This window comes from Azospirillum oryzae (assembly GCF_900177515.1).
Taxonomy (GTDB): Bacteria; Pseudomonadota; Alphaproteobacteria; order Azospirillales; family Azospirillaceae; genus Azospirillum; species Azospirillum oryzae_A.
Genome location: NZ_FXAK01000010.1, coordinates 230,633 through 245,483 on the forward strand (window position 1 = coordinate 230,633; position 14,851 = coordinate 245,483).

10 protein-coding genes are annotated in these 14,851 nt (G+C 70.3%); 9 read left to right on the top strand and 1 reads right to left on the bottom strand.

Features of this window, described 5'->3' with window-relative positions; all coding sequences use genetic code 11:
• Positions 1–4 precede the first annotated feature (4 nt).
• Together B9N97_RS32840 and B9N97_RS32845 are read left to right on the top strand one after the other, a co-directional pair.
• The gene (locus B9N97_RS32840) at positions 5–2,857 is read left to right on the top strand and encodes an ATP-binding cassette domain-containing protein (RefSeq protein ID WP_085092025.1); all 2,853 of its coding nucleotides are present in this window, start codon (positions 5–7) and stop codon (positions 2,855–2,857) included.
• 252 nt (positions 2,858–3,109) lie between these two features.
• Positions 3,110–4,813: a methyl-accepting chemotaxis protein gene (locus B9N97_RS32845; protein WP_085092026.1), complete on the top strand. Its 1,704-nt coding sequence runs from the start codon at positions 3,110–3,112 to the stop codon at positions 4,811–4,813.
• A 16-nt stretch (positions 4,814–4,829) separates the two neighbouring features.
• Here the strand turns inward: B9N97_RS32845 and B9N97_RS32850 are convergent, their stop codons facing one another.
• Positions 4,830–5,762, bottom strand: a complete 933-nt coding sequence (locus B9N97_RS32850) for an exonuclease domain-containing protein (RefSeq protein WP_085092027.1) — start codon at positions 5,760–5,762, stop codon at positions 4,830–4,832.
• A gap of 262 nt (positions 5,763–6,024) precedes the next feature.
• Between B9N97_RS32850 and B9N97_RS32855 the strand changes: the two genes are divergently transcribed.
• The 7 genes from B9N97_RS32855 (at position 6,025) to B9N97_RS32885 (ending at position 14,749) form a co-directional block, all read left to right on the top strand.
• Positions 6,025–7,446 (top strand): FAD-binding oxidoreductase, encoded by a 1,422-nt coding sequence (locus B9N97_RS32855; RefSeq protein WP_085092028.1) that lies wholly within the window; start codon positions 6,025–6,027, stop codon positions 7,444–7,446.
• Positions 7,447–7,512: 66 nt separating this feature from the next.
• The gene (locus tag B9N97_RS32860; RefSeq protein ID WP_085092029.1) at positions 7,513–8,595 is read left to right on the top strand and encodes an ABC transporter substrate-binding protein; all 1,083 of its coding nucleotides are present in this window, start codon (positions 7,513–7,515) and stop codon (positions 8,593–8,595) included.
• A 97-nt stretch (positions 8,596–8,692) separates the two neighbouring features.
• Positions 8,693–9,808: an ABC transporter ATP-binding protein gene (locus B9N97_RS32865; RefSeq protein WP_085092030.1), complete on the top strand. Its 1,116-nt coding sequence runs from the start codon at positions 8,693–8,695 to the stop codon at positions 9,806–9,808.
• A gap of 1 nt (position 9,809) precedes the next feature.
• Entirely contained in the window at positions 9,810–11,597 is a 1,788-nt protein-coding gene (locus tag B9N97_RS32870; protein ID WP_143266975.1) for an ABC transporter permease subunit, read from the top strand.
• A 50-nt stretch (positions 11,598–11,647) separates the two neighbouring features.
• On the top strand, positions 11,648–12,580 hold the full coding sequence (locus B9N97_RS32875; protein WP_085092031.1) for a dihydrodipicolinate synthase family protein: 933 nt from the start codon (positions 11,648–11,650) through the stop codon (positions 12,578–12,580).
• Positions 12,581–12,725: 145 nt separating this feature from the next.
• The gene (locus tag B9N97_RS32880; RefSeq protein WP_085092032.1) at positions 12,726–13,583 is read left to right on the top strand and encodes an IclR family transcriptional regulator; all 858 of its coding nucleotides are present in this window, start codon (positions 12,726–12,728) and stop codon (positions 13,581–13,583) included.
• Positions 13,584–13,612: 29 nt separating this feature from the next.
• Positions 13,613–14,749 (top strand): alpha-hydroxy acid oxidase, encoded by a 1,137-nt coding sequence (locus B9N97_RS32885; protein ID WP_085092033.1) that lies wholly within the window; start codon positions 13,613–13,615, stop codon positions 14,747–14,749.
• Positions 14,750–14,851 lie beyond the last annotated feature (102 nt).

The window sequence follows — 14,851 nt, forward strand, 5'->3', positions numbered from 1 at the left end:
GCCGATGACGACCGCAGCCGAAGCCGTCCTGCCGGACTCCGACATCCAGGAGGTGTCCGGCTCTCCCGTCATCGCCTTCCAGCAGCCGGCCGTGGCGCTGGAGCCGGCGGGGTCGGTCTGGTTCCTGGAGGAGGGCGAGGCCGACATCTTCGCCGTCGCCGCCATGGGCGCCAACGCCGGGTCCCGCCTGTTCCTCGGCCGCCTGCCGGCGGGCAGCCTGCTGGTCGGCATCGATGCCTTCATGCAGGGGCTGATCGCCGTGCCGGCCGCCGGGTCGCGGCTGGAGGCCGTCGCCGACCCGCTGGAAGAGATCGAGCCGGACGCCCTGCTGGCGGGGATGGAGGCGTGGTCGTCCACCCTGATCTCCGGCATCGCCGCCATCCTCTGGCATCCCGAGCGCATCGACCGGCAGGCCCGCAGCGGCGCGGCGGTCGAGCTGGCGGACGGGCAGCTGGCGATGGTGCAGGAGGCCGGTTTGTGGTGCGCGGTGCCAGCCCCCGGCGCCCTGCTGCTGGAGCAGGAGATCGTCCAGGGCATCATGCCGCTGCCGCCGCGCGCGTGGCTGAAGGCGGCGGGGCCGATGCGCATCGTCTTCGGCCGCCGTCCGCTGCCGCGCGACCTGCCCGCCGCGCTGACCGGCATCCATGCGCTGACCGCGGCCTGCGGCGAAATGCTGATGGGCGCCCGCGGTCTGGCCGAGGCCGACGAGGCCGGGCGGCTGTCGCTGCGCGGCGCGCGCGAGGCGGAGGAGGGCGAGCGCTTCGTCCATCTGGCCGGGCGCCTGCTCGACCATGCCCGCAAGCCGCCGGCGCCGGCGGACGGCGGCCATCACGATCCGCTGTTCGCGGGGATGAGCGCGGTCGCCGCCCGCACCAACCCCCGCCTGCGGCTGCGCCGCCCGACCCTGTTGCGCGAGCGCGACCTCGACGTGCAGCCGACGATGGAGGAGATCGCCCGCGCCTCCGGCCAGCACATGCGGCCGGTGACGCTGACGGAGGGCTGGTGGCGCCGGCCGCTCGGCCCGCTGGTCGGCGCGACGCTGGACGGCCGGCCGGTGGCGCTGCTGCCGAAGGGGCGCGGCTATGACCTGCTGGCTGGCGAGGACGCCCGGCCGGTCCGCGTCACCGCGCCGGTCGCCGCCGGACTGTCGCCGTCGGCCTGGACCATGGTGGAGCCGCTGCCGGACCGGCCGCAGACCGTCGGGTCGCTGATGCGGTTCGTCCGGACCCCGCCGGCCTTCTGGCTGCTGACCCTGGCGGTGGCGGCGCTGGGCGCGCTGCTCGGCCTTGCCAGCCCGTTCGGGATGAAGTTCGCCTTCTCGTCGCTGGTGCCGGCGCGCGACCATGGCGGCCTGCTGGAGCTTGGCATCCTGCTGGGCTGCGTCGCCGCCGTCACGCTGGTGGTCCAGCTGGTCGGCGAGGTGACGCGGCAGAGCATGCAGACCATGCGCGAAGCCGGGCTGCATGCCGGCCTGTGGGACCGGGTGCTGCGGCTGCCGATGCCGGTGCTGCGCCAGCATTCGGCCGGCGACATGGCGGCGCGGGTGGGGATGGCGATGGCCCTGCCGCTGGCCGCGCAGGGCTTCACCGTCGCCGGCATCGGCACCGGCGCGGTGCTGGTGGCCAGCATCTTCGCCATGGCGTCCTTCCATGGCGGCGGCGCGGTGGTGGCGGTGCTGGCGCTGGCGGTGCAACTGGGGCTGGCGGTCCTGTCGGCGGTGCTGCGGGCGCGGGTCTACAAGGTGGGCGAGGCGCTGAGCGGGCAGGCCGATTCCCTGGCGATGCAGTTCCTGACCGGCATCGCCAAGCTGCGTCTGGCCGCCGCCGAGCATTGGGCGCTGACCCACTGGTCGGAGCGCTTCATCGGCATGCGCGAGAAGCGCATGGAGGTGCAGGAGATCGAGGGCCGGATGGCGGCGGTCAATTCCGCCCTGCCGGTGCTGGCGATGGCGGCGCTGTTCCTGGTCTTCCATTCCGCCGGGACCGACAGCGCCAGCATCGTCGCGATGATGACCGCCTATATGATCGCCAACGGCGCGGCGGCGGCGTTGGGCGACGGGTTCGGCGCCTTCTATCAGGTCTATGCCGCCCGCGCCTTCGCCGATCCGGTGCTGCGCTGCGCGCCGGAACCGGCGCTGGGGCGGATCGATCCCGGCCGGCTGTCCGGCCAGATCGCGGTCAGCGGCCTGTATTTCAACTATGCCCAGGCCGAGACCCCGGTGTTCGCCAACCTGAACCTGAGCATCGCCGCCGGCGAATATGTGGCGATCCTCGGCCGGTCGGGCTGCGGCAAGTCCACGCTCGTCCGGCTGCTGCTGGGGTTGGAACGGCCGCGGGTGGGCAGCGTCACCTATGACGGCAACGACCTTTCCTCGCTCGATCTGGGGCTGTTGCGGCGGCGGGTCGGCACCGTGCTGCAGGGGGCGCAGCTGCCGCCCGGCGCGCTGATCGACGTGGTGCGCGGCCTGAGCGACGCGACCGAGGCGGAAATCTGGGACGCGCTGGCGGCATCCGCCATCGCCGACGAGATCCGGGCGATGCCGCTCGGCGTGCGCACGCCCATCGCCGATGCGTCGCGCACGCTGTCGGGCGGGCAGGTGCAGCGGCTGCTGCTGGCCCGCGCGCTGGTGACCAAGCCCGACGTGCTGATCCTCGACGAGGCGACCAGCGCGCTGGACAACGCCACCCAGGCGGCGACCATCCGCACCCTGTCGTCGCTGGACTGCACGCGGATCGTCATCGCCCACCGGCTGGAAACCATCCGCGGCGCCGACCGCATCCTGATCCTGGACGGCGGCCGCGTCGCCCATGCCGGCCGTTTCGCCGACCTGCAGGCCCGCGGACTGCTGGGCGCGTAGCGCGTTCGGGCCGCCGGCGCTCCAATCTTCCCCGACGCTGACTCTTCTCCAACGGTGGCTGCCGGGCGCAGCCGCCGATGCCGTGCGTGTGGCCGATAAGAAATCCGTTTGTTCAGGAACGGATCTTTCGCTATCATAATGCGCGTAAAGCAATCGCATTTCAATTATAATTCCGGGAATGGCTGCCCGCCGACTGGCTTGGGCGGAACGCTCCCGCTCGGCCCGCCCGAGTTCTTCCGAAAGAGGCATCCCATGGCCCTGCACCGCTGGTTTTCCGACCGGAAACTGGTTCATAAGCTGCTGATCCCGGCGGTCCTGCTGCTTGCCGTCATGGGCAGCGTGGTCTGGACCGCGCGGTCGGCGCTGGTCGACCTCACCGCCTCCACCAGCCGGGTGACCGACGTGGTGGCCGGCCGGCTGGCGGCGGCGCTGGCCATCCAGTCGGCCATGGGCGACGCGATGGATGCGGAATCCAACGCGCTGGTCGGCGGCACGCGCGAGCGCATCGACGCCGCCTTCGCCACCTACAAGTCCAACATCGGCACGGCGCTGGCCGCCATCGACCGGCTGGCCGCCGCCTATGACGCCCCGGCCGACCGCGAGGCGATCGCCGGCATCAAGTCCATCGTCGGCGAGTATGAGCGGGTGTCCGAGAAGGCGGTCGAGCTGGCGCGCGCCTACGACACAGACAGCGCCATCCGCGTGTCGATCGACGTCGGCCGCCCGGTGCGGCAGAAGCTGACCGCGGCGCTGACGGAGCGGGTGGAGCACAGCCTGGAGGAGACCAAGCATGCCGAGGACCGGGCCCTTGCCCTGTCCTCCAGCGTCATGGCCCGCCTGTACGGGGTCGCGGGCGTTGGCCTGCTGGTCGCCTTCGGCCTGTTCGGCGCCATCATCGTGGCCTTCGTCGTCCGGCCGCTGCACCGGCTGGTCGCCGACATGACCGCCATCGCCGACGGCAACCTCGCGGTCGAGATCCAGGGCGCCGGGCGCAGGGACGAGGTCGGGCTGCTCGCCCGCGCGCTGCAGGTGTTCAAGAGCAACGGCCTTGCCATGCGCAGCCTGCAGGAAGAGCGCGAGGCGCAGAAGCTGCAGGCCGAGCGCGACCGGCAGGCAGCCATGAGGGCGCTGGCCGACCGCTTCGACGCCGACGTGCAGGACGTGGTGCAGGCGGTGGCGTTGGCCGCGCGCCATCTGCGCGGCAATGCCGAGACGATGACCGCCATCGCCTCGCGCACGACGGAGCAGGCGTCGTCCGTCGCCGCCACCACGGCGCAATCCTCGGCCAACGTCGCCACCGTCGCCGCGGCGTCGGAACAGCTCGGCAGCTCCATCGGCGAGATCGGCCGGCAGGTCAACGCCGCCGCCGCCATCGCGCGCAACGCGGTGGAGGAGGGCGAGCGGACCAACGCGCTGGTCGGCCGGCTGGTCGAGGCGGCGCAGCGGATCGGCGACGTCGTCAGCCTGATCCAGAACATCGCCAGCCAGACCAACCTGCTGGCCCTGAACGCCACCATCGAGGCGGCGCGGGCGGGGGAGGCCGGCAAGGGCTTCGCCGTCGTGGCGCAGGAGGTGAAGGCGCTGGCCACCCAGACCGCGCAGGCGACCGAGGAGATCGGCAGCCAGATCGCCGAGATCCAGACGGTGACGGACGGCACGGTGACCGCGATCCAGACCATCGGCCGCACCATCAACGACGTCGATTCCATCGCCGGAGCCATCGCCGCGGCGGTGGAACAGCAGACCGCGGCCACCCAGGAGATCGGCCGCAACATCCAGCAGGCGGCCCAGGGAACCCAGCTGGTGACCGGCAGCATCGCCGAGGTCAGCAGCTCCGCCGGTCAGGTCGGGCAGGCCGCCGGGGAAGTGCTGGGCGCCGCCGACAGCCTGTCGCGCGACTCCGACCGCCTGCGCGAGCGGATCCAGGCCTTCATCGGCGAGGTCCGCGCGGCCTGACGCGGTGGCAGCGGCGTCAGCCGCGCTTTCCGGCGCGGGACGCCGTCACCATCGCGAAGAACTGCGCCTCGTCGATGATGTCGGGCTTGCCGTATCTGGCGCGGCGGGCGGCGGCGGTGTCCAGCTTGGTGGCGCCGGGGGCGTGGCCGACGACGAGATAGTCGGTGTCCTTGCGGACGCTGTGATGCCAGCGTCCGCCCAGCGCCAGGATGCGTGCCATCACGGCCTCGCGCGACAGGCCGGTCAGTTCGCCGGTGACGGCGAAGGCGTACCCGTCGATGCCGTGCGTGATGGGAGCGGTCGGAGCCCGGACCACCGGCGGCGGGTCGATCTGGTTGGTCGGCGCCAGATGGGGAACCGCCAGCATCTCGGCGCTGCCGAGGATCATCTTCTGGAACAGGCGGCTGGTGATCTCGGCATCGACGAAGGCGCCGTGGAAGCGCGCCCGGATGCCGACATCGATGCCGAACAGGGTCGCCACCGCGTCGAGCGACGCGCGCCCCGCCACCTGCGCCCTGGCATGCTGCATGGTGCAGACCGATTGGGGCGGTGCCCAGGGAATGCCGCAGAGTTGGAACTCGTGCCGCAGGAAGTCGATGTCGAAGCCGACATTGTGGCCGACCAGCACCGCGCCGTCGAGGAAGTCGCGGATGTCCCGGGCGACGCTGTGGAAGGGATCCTGGTGGCGCAGCAGGTGATCCGGCAGCCCATGCACCCTCAGCGCATGCGGGTTCGACTTGCGCCCCGGATTGAAGATGAGGCTGAGGCAGCGGCCGGTCGGCGTCGCCTCCGCCAGTTCGATCGCGGCGAAGCTGACCATGCGGTCGCCACCGGCCGGCGACAGCCCGGTGGTCTCGCAATCGATGACGACGAAACGGCGGGCGGATGATTGCGTTGGTGTGGGTTTCGCCGCCGGACGGGCACGCACTGCATCAATCAAACGGCTCATGACCTCTCGCCCCAGGGGCAGGACGGCCCTGCCATGTCAAACCCGCGCCGACTATAGGCGGGCCCGCCACCGCAGGTCGAGAGTCCGTGCGGTCGCAGCGCCGGCATCCCGTTTGGTGCCCTATTCGGCCGCTCGACCAAAAATTCGGTCTCTATGCAAAAAGTGGATTGTTGGCGTGCCAATCACAGGCTATCATATTTCAGTTGTTGTAATCGTATAACGATTACTTAAACAGACACCATGCAGATCAAGGAGATCGCGTGTGGACGTGATCGCTGAGCTGTCGGGCCTGATCGGCGCCGACGCCGTTCTGACATCCAAATCCGACCTCGAGGGGGCTACGGAGGACTGGCGCGGGCGTTACCGCGGGCCGGCGCTCTGCCTCGTCCGGCCGGCGAATGCCGAGCAGGTGGCCGCGGTGGTGCGCTGCTGCGTCCGGCTCGGGATTCCGCTGCTGCCGCAGGGCGGCAACACCAGCCTGTGCGGCGGCGCCACCCCGTCGGAGACGGGTCCGGCGCCGGTCATCCTCAATCTGGCGCGCATGCGCGCGGTCCGCGCCATCGACCCGGTCAACAGCACGATGGAGGTCGAGGCCGGCTGCGTGCTCGCCACCGTGCAGGAAGCGGCGGCGGCGGCGGGGCGGCTCTATCCGGTCAGCCTGGGCGCGGAAGGCTCCTGCCAGATCGGCGGGACCATCGCGACCAACGCCGGCGGCACGTCCGTCCTGCGCTACGGCAACACGCGCGACAATGTGCTGGGGCTGGAGGTGGTGCTGGCCGACGGCACCATCTGGTCCGGCCTGTACGGTCTGCGCAAGAACAACACCGGCTATGACCTGAAGCACCTGTTCATCGGGTCGGAAGGCACGCTCGGCATCATCACCGCGGCGACGCTGAAGCTGCATCCGCTGCCGACGCGCCATGCCGTCGCCTGGGTCGGGATCGCCAATCCGGCCGATGCGCTGACCCTGCTGACCCGCGTGCAGGAACGCTGCGGCGCCCGGCTGTCGGCCTTCGAGATGATCAACCGCCTCCAGCTCGATCTGGTGGTGGAGCAGGTTCCGGGCCGCCGCAGCCCGATCGAGACTTCGGCCGACTGGCATGTGCTGATCGAGTTGTCCGACAACAGCGACGGCGACGCGCTGGACGCGGAGCTTCAGGCGATCCTGGAAGACGCCTTCGCCGACGGGCTGTTGACCGACGCGGCGCTGGCCGCCAGCGACGCCCAGCGCCACGCCCTGTGGGAGGTGCGCCACAGCGTTTCGGAGGCGAACAAGAAGGCCGGCGTCGGGCTGACCACCGACTGCGCGGTGCCGCTGTCGGCGGTGCCCGCCTTCATCTCCGCCGCGACCGCCGCCGTGCGGGCGCTGGTGCCGGATCTGCCGGTGATCGTCGTCGCCCATCTCGGCGACGGCAACGTCCACTTCATCCCCTTCTTCACCTTCGACGCCTGGAGCGCGGTCAACGACCGCGAGGCGCTGGCCGCCGCCATGCGCCATGCGGTGAACGACGAGGCCGCCCGGCTCAACGGCACCTTCAGCGCCGAACATGGCGTCGGCCGCGTCCAGCTGGGCGAGATGGCGCGCTACAAGCCCGCCGCCGAACTGGCGCTGATGCGCGCGGTGAAGCAGGCGCTGGACCCGCAGAACCTCTTCAATCCCGGCCGCCTGCTGCCGCCGGGCTGAGCCCGCTTTTTCGTCCTTTCTTCCGCCGTTTCTTCGCCGTTCCGGCCCACCAAGAGGAGTTCCGACATGAGCATCCGCCAATCCGGTTGGTCCCGCCGCACCCTGCTGAAAGCCGGCGCCGTCGGCGCATCCGCCCTTGCCATGCCGGCGATCTGGAGCCCGGCGCGCGCGCAGAACAAGCGGATCGTGGTGCGCGACGATGGCGGCATCTACACCAAGGCCTATGGCGAGGTGTTCTACAAACCCTTCACCGCGGCGACCGGCATCGAGGTGATCGGCGTCCAGGCGAATGCCGAGCCGACGGCGCAGATCCGCTCGATGGTGGAGGCGAAGTCCTACACCTGGGACATGGCGAAGATCAGCCAGCCGGCCATCCTGATGCTGACCGGCGGCGACAAGCCGCTGCTGGAGAAGCACGGGCTGGAGGCCGACCCGGCCGTCGCCTCGATCCCCAAGCAGTACATGTCGGAGTACGGCGTCGGCACCAACGTCTACACCACGGTGCTTGCCTACCGCACCGAGGCCTTCAAGGGCCGCAAGGCGCCGGCCTCGTGGAAGGACTTCTACGACGTCGCCAACTTCCCCGGCCGCCGCGCCCTGCGCAAGCACCCGTTCGACACCATCGAGCAGGCGCTGATGGCCGACGGCGTGCCGACCGATCAGGTCTATCCCTGCGACCTCGACCGTGCCTTCAAGGCGCTGGACCGCATCAAGAAGGACATCGCGGTGTTCTGGACCAGCGGCGCGCAGGTCGAGCAGATGCTGCTGTCCGGTGAAGTCGACATGGTCCCGACCTGGGTGTCGCGTCCGCAGGCCGCCATCGCCGCCGGCGCGCCGGTCGGCATCGTCTGGGACCAGAACATCTGGGGCCTCGACAGCTGGTCGATCCTGGCCGGCACGCCGAACGCCGACGCCTGTCGCCAGTTCATCAAGTTCGCTTCCGATCCCAAGCGGCAGGCCGAGCTGGTGAAGTATTTCCCGGCCGGCGTCACCCAGCCGGACGCCTTCAAGTACATCGACGCCAAGATCGCCGCCGATTGCCCGACCTTCCCGGCCAACATCGAGCGCGGCGTGCAGATCAACGCCGACTATTGGCTGAAGAACCAGCAGAAGGGTCTGGAGCGCTACAACGCCTGGCTGCTGAGCTGAGGAACGGCGGGAGGGGCGCGCCGTCGCGGCGCCCCCTCACCGCCCCTCGCAAGCCCATTCCCCCCTTCGGCCCCACCCCCTTCACGAGGAGGCGCGCATGTCTTCTTCCAGCCTTTCCGTCCAGGGTCTTGCCAAGCGCTACGGTGACTTCGTGGCGCTCGCCCCGACGGATCTCGTCGTCGCCGACGGCGAATTCCTGACGCTGCTCGGCCCGTCGGGCTCCGGCAAGACGACGCTGCTCAGCCTGCTGGCCGGGCTGGTGCCGCCCGACGGGGGAAGCGTGCGCATCGGGTCGCAGGACGTCACCTATGCCCCGCCCTACGAGCGGGACATCGGCGTGGTGTTCCAGAACTACGCGCTGTTCCCGCACATGACCATCGAGGAGAACATCGCCTTCCCGCTGAAGATGCGGAAGGTGGGAGCTGCCGACGCCAAGCGGCGGGCGCGCGAGGCGCTGGAGATGGTGCATCTGCCGCACATCGCCGGCCGCTACCCGCGCGAGCTGTCGGGCGGCCAGCAGCAGCGCGTCGCGCTCGCCCGCTGCATGGTCTACAAGCCGTCGATCATCCTGATGGACGAGCCGCTGGGCGCGCTCGACAAGAAGCTGCGCGAGCATATGCAGCTGGAGATCAAGCGCCTGCACCGCGAGATGGGAACGACGGTCGTCTACGTCACCCACGACCAGGAAGAGGCGATGACGATGTCCGACCGCATCTGCCTGATGAATGCCGGGCGGATCGAACAGCTGGGCACGCCGGCCGACCTGTATTTCCGCCCGCGCTCGCTGTTCGTCGCCGATTTCCTGGGCGAATCCAACATCCTGCCCGCGGCGCTCCGCAGCCGCAGCGGCGATGAGGTCGAGATCGGGCTGGGCACGCAGGGCATTCCCGGCCGGGCGCTGGCCAACGGCAACGACCTGCCGCCGGGCACCGAGGTGCGGGTGATGGTGCGTCCGCAGAACCTGACCGTCGCGCGCGGGGCCGGAAACGCTGCAGGCGGGTTGCAGGGCCGGGTGTCGGAGGTGATGGTCACCGGCAGCCTGACCAAGGTCTACATGGAGCCGCTCGACGGCAAGCTGCCGCCGCTGGTCGCCGCCTTCCCCACCCGCAACGAGGCCGACGCCGTGCGCATCGACGACGTGCTGACGCTGTCCTGGAGCGGGCGCGACGCCGTGGTGATCGCCGATGCGGCGCGCGCTGCGGGGACGGCGTGAGATGAGCGGACAGTTCATGACCATGACCCACGCCGCCAGCGCCAAACGCCATTCGCCCCCGCCCGCCTGGCGCAAGCCGGTGCTGATGGGCGCCCCGCTCGTCCTGCTGCTCGTCGCCTTCCTGGTCTTTCCGGTCGGGCAGCTGCTGGCGCTCAGCGTCTACAACGGGCAGGGCTTCACGCTGGCGCCCTACGCGCAGCTGTTCGCCTCCAGCCTCTATGTCACCGTGCTGTGGATCACGCTGAAGATCTCGCTGGCGACGACGCTGGTCGCGGTGGTCGCGGCCTATCCGGTCGCCTACCTGATCTCCATCGCCAAGGGGCCGGCGAAGAGCCGGCTGATCTTCTGGGTGCTGCTGTCCTTCTGGACCAGCTTCCTGGTGCGCGCCTTCGCCTGGGTCGTCATCCTGGGCCGCAACGGCGTCGTCAACAGCACGCTGATGTCGCTGGGCATCATCGACAGCCCGGCCGACCTGCTCTACGGCTTCGGCGCGGTGCTGGTCGGCATGGTGCACGCCATGCTGCCGCTGGCGGTGATGACCATGCTGGCGGTGATGGAGAACATCGACCGCACCCTGCCGCGCGCCGCCGGCACGCTGGGAGCAAAGCCCGGCACCGCCTTCTGGACCGTCTATTTCCCGCTGTCGCTGCCGGGCGTCGCCGCGTCGGCGATCATGGTCTTCGTGTCGGCCATCGGCTTCTTCATCGTGCCCGCCCTGCTGGGCGGCCGGAAGGAGACGATGATCACCCAGCTGATCATCGACCAGGTGCAGCAGACGCTGAACTGGGGGCTGGCCGGCGCCATCTCGGTCCTGCTGCTGACGGTCGTGCTGGTGGTGTTCGTGCTGTACGACCGCGTCTTCGGCTTCGCCTCGCTGACCGGGGAGAGCGCTGTGGTGCGCAACCGCGACACCGCCATGCGGCGGCTGGGCGGGCGCGTGCTGGCGGCGCTGGGATCGGCCAGCGATGCGCTGATCGGCCTGCTGCCGCGCCGCCACCCCCTGCGCGGCCGGTCGGAGAAGCCGGTGGCCCTGACCGCCTTCGTCTGGCTGCTGCTGGTGCTGATCAGCCTGCCCGCCTTCCTGATGATCCCGCTGTCCGTCGGCAAGGGCGGGCTGGCCTGGCCGCCGTCGGGCTTCACACTGCAGTGGTACCAGCAGCTGCTGGACTCGCCGATCTGGATGCAGGCGCTGTGGCGGTCCATCGTCGTGGCGTTCGGCACCGGCCTCCTGTCGATGGCGATCGGCGTTCCCGCCGCCTTCCTGATGGTGCGCAGCCGGATGCGGGGCAAGGGCGCCATGCTGGCCTTCATCCTGTCGCCCATCGTCGTGCCGCGCATGATCATCGCCGTCGGCATGTTCTATGTCTTCGCCCAGATGGGGCTGGTCGGCACGATCCTGGGTCTTGTCATCGGCCACACGGTGGTCGCCGTGCCCTATGTGGTGATGACGATGATGGCGGTGCTGCGCAACTACGACACCCGGCTCGACCTTGCGGCGCAGAGCCTGGGCGCCCGGCCGCTGGCGGCGCTGCGCCACGTCACCTTCCCGATCCTGGGGGCGGGCATGCTGTCCTCCTTCCTGTTCGCCTTCGCCACCTCCTTCGACGAGCTGACCATCTCGCTGTTCTCCTCGGGCGGGCTGAGCGCCACGCTGCCCAAGCAGTTCTGGGACGAGGTGACGCTGCAGGTCTCCCCCGTCATCGCGGCGGTGTCGACCGGGCTGCTGCTGTTCGTCGCCACCCTGATCTTCGTCGCGGACCGGCTGCGGCGGCGCAGCCTCGCCGGCTGAGACCGGCCCCCCAACCGCTTATCACCCCTCGCTTCTTCCAAGGACAAGACATGCTTGACGCCACGAAGCTTCGCGGCATTCTGCCCGCCACCCCGACGCCGGTGACAGCCGACGGCACCATCGACGTGGCGGCCTCCAGGGCGCTGTTCTCCTGGCTGTTCCGCCAGGGCGTCGACGGGCTGGTCCCGCTCGGCGGCACCGGCGAGTATGGCGCGCTGGCGAAGGACCAGCGCATCCGCTTCGCCGAGCTGTCGGTCGAGGCGATGGCGGGCGTAGGCGAGAAGCGCGGCCCGGTGATCGCCGGCGTGCTCGACACCGGCTATTACGACGCGCTGGCCGCCGGCCGCGATTTCGCGGCGGCCGGGGTGGACGGGCTCTTGGTGCTGACCCCCTACTACACCAACCCGACGCAGGCCGGCATCCGCGACTATTTCCTGCGCTATGCTGACGAATCGCCGGTGCCGATCCTGATCTACGAGATCCCCTACCGCACCCGCATCGCCATCGATCCGGAGATCCTGCACGAGCTGTCGCGGCACGAGCGGATCGTCGGCATGAAGGCCTGCAACACCGACATGTACCATTTCCTGCGCACGGTGGCGGGGGTCGACTCCTCCTTCGCTGTGCTGAGCGGCGAGGACACGCTGTTCCCGCTGCAGGTGGCGGCCGGGGCCAGGGGCGGCATCGTGGTGACGGCCAACCTGCTGCCGCGGGCGTGGCGTCTGATCCACGACCTCGCCTCCACGGGCAAGCTGGACAAGGCGCTGGAGATCCACCGCTCGCTGATCCCGATGATGAACCTCGCCTTCGCCGAGACCAACCCCGGCCCGATGAAGTCGGTGATGGATCTGGTCGGCGTGCATGCCCCGGCGATGCTGGCGCCGCTGCGCGAGCCGGGCGAGCCGCTGAAGCAGGCGCTGCGGCGCGAGCTGTCGCGCCTGCTGGTTACCTATGAGGGAATGCCGGCCGCCCAGCCGGCGTGACGGGTGGCAACCGCGCGGCGCGTGGCAATCGGTTCGCCGGATGCTATGCGTTAGCGCGGGAGGCGCCGGGCGATGGCGTGAAGGCGCTGGCCCGGCGGGATGACGAAGTCTTGGGGGATTGCCGATGACGCGGACAGCAGGACGGATGCCGAAGGCGCAAGAGTCCGTGACGGAAACAGGCCCGGTCGCGGCGGCAGCGGAGCCGGACACGAAGAAGGCCGATCCGCGCGAATCCTCGCTGTTCGTCGGCTCGACCGAGAAGACCTTCCAGATCCTGCATGCCTTCGACGGGCCGCACCGGCAGATGCCGCTGTCGGAGATCGCCAAGGCCGCCAACCTGGACCGCAGCGCCGCCCAGCGGCTGGTCTACACGCTGGAGGTGCTGGGTTACCTGCGCCGCGTCCACGGCACGCGCAATTATGCGCTGACGCCCAAGCTGCTGCAGTTCTCCTACAACTACCTGCGCGCCAATGAGCTGATCGAGAAGGCCTTCCCCTATCTTCTCGACATCAGCCGCAGCGTCGGCGAGACCACCAACCTGCAGGAGCTGGACGGCGCCGAGATCGTCTTCGTCGCCCGCTTCCCCGGCAAGCATCTGGTCAACATCGAGTTCATGGTCGGCAGCCGGCTGCCCGCCTATTACACGGCGTCCGGCACCGCCATCCTGTCGCGTTTGTCGGAGGAGGAGCGGGAGGAGATCCTGGCCCGCACCGACCTGCGCCCGCTGACCCCCTTCACCGTCTGCGATCCCGACCGGCTGCGCGCCCGCGTGCGCGAGGCGGGCGAGAAGGGCTATGCCCTGCTGATCAACGAGACGGTGATGGGCGACATCTCCGTCGGCGCCGCCATCACCGACGAGCATGGCCGCGCCGTGGCCGGCCTCAGCATCTCCGTCCCGGCCACGCGCTGGACGCCGGAGCAGGTCGAGCAGGAACTCGCCCGCCATGTGCAGGTGGCCGCGGCCTCGATCTCCGTCCACAAGTTCGGCAGCTATTCGCGATAGCGCTCCAGCCCGCGGGAGGCGGTGATCCGATGGCGGCCCATCAGGCATGCCTGAACATCGACGAGTTGCGACTGCAGGCCCGCCGCTTCCTGCCGCGCGGCCTGTTCGAGTATATCGACCGCGGCACCGAGGACGAGACCGCCCTGCGCCGGCTGCGCGACGGCTTCGACCATGCCGAGCTGACGCCGCGGGTGCTGGTCGATTGCGCCGACCGCCACACCGGCGTGACGCTGTTCGGGCGCGCGCGCCCGCTGCCCTTCGTCATCGCGCCCACCGCCGCCGCCGGGCTGGTCCGCTACGACGGGGAGGTGCTGCTGGCGCGGGCCGCCCGTGCCGCCGGCATCCCCTTCTGCGTCTCGACCCAGTCGATCACCAGCATCGAGGCCATCGCCGAGGCCGGGGCCGAGCTGTGGTTCCAGCTTTATGTGTGGCGCGACCGCAGCCTGACCCATGCCCTGCTCGACCGGGTCGCCGCCTGCGGCGTCGATACGTTGATCCTGACGGTGGACACCGCCGTGTCGCCGAAACGAGAGTACAACGCGCACAACGGTTTCACCGTGCCGGTCACGCCGTCGCTGCGCGGCGCCCTGGACGTGGCGCGCCATCCCGCCTGGGCGGGCGGGGTGCTGCTGCGTCTGCTGGCCGATGGCGGCTGGCCGGGATACGCCCACTATCCGCCGCAGTTCCGCACCCGCATCACCGACGCCGCCGCCCACGACCCGATCCGGCTGTGCGACCGGGTGAGCTGGGACGACGTGGCGGAGCTGCGCCGCCGCTGGCAGGGCCGCATCATCCTCAAGGGCCTGCTGGCGCCGGAGGATGCGCGGCGCGCGGCCGGGTCCGGGGTCGAGGCCGTCGTGGTGTCCAACCATGGCGGGCGCAACCTGGACTGCGCGCCCTCGCCGCTTACGGTTCTGCCGCGGATCATGGACGCGGTCGGCGACCGGATGACGGTGCTGGCCGACAGCGGCGTGCGGCGCGGCAGTGACGCCGCGAAGCTGCTGGCCGCCGGCGCGGCGGCGGTTCTGCTCGGCCGGGCGCCGCTGTTCGGACTGGCGGCCGGCGGACAGGCGGGGGCGGAACACGCGCTGGCGATCCTGCGGGACGAACTGGACCGGACCATGGCCCTGCTCGGCTGCCGGACGGTCGCCGATCTGCGGCTTTGAGAGAAGCGAAGTAATTCACGGAATTGGCAGGCGATGCGGGGGCGGGGGGAGCCGCGTCGACGCACGGCTGCCGCAAGAGGAACGCAGGGCTGATTGTCAGTC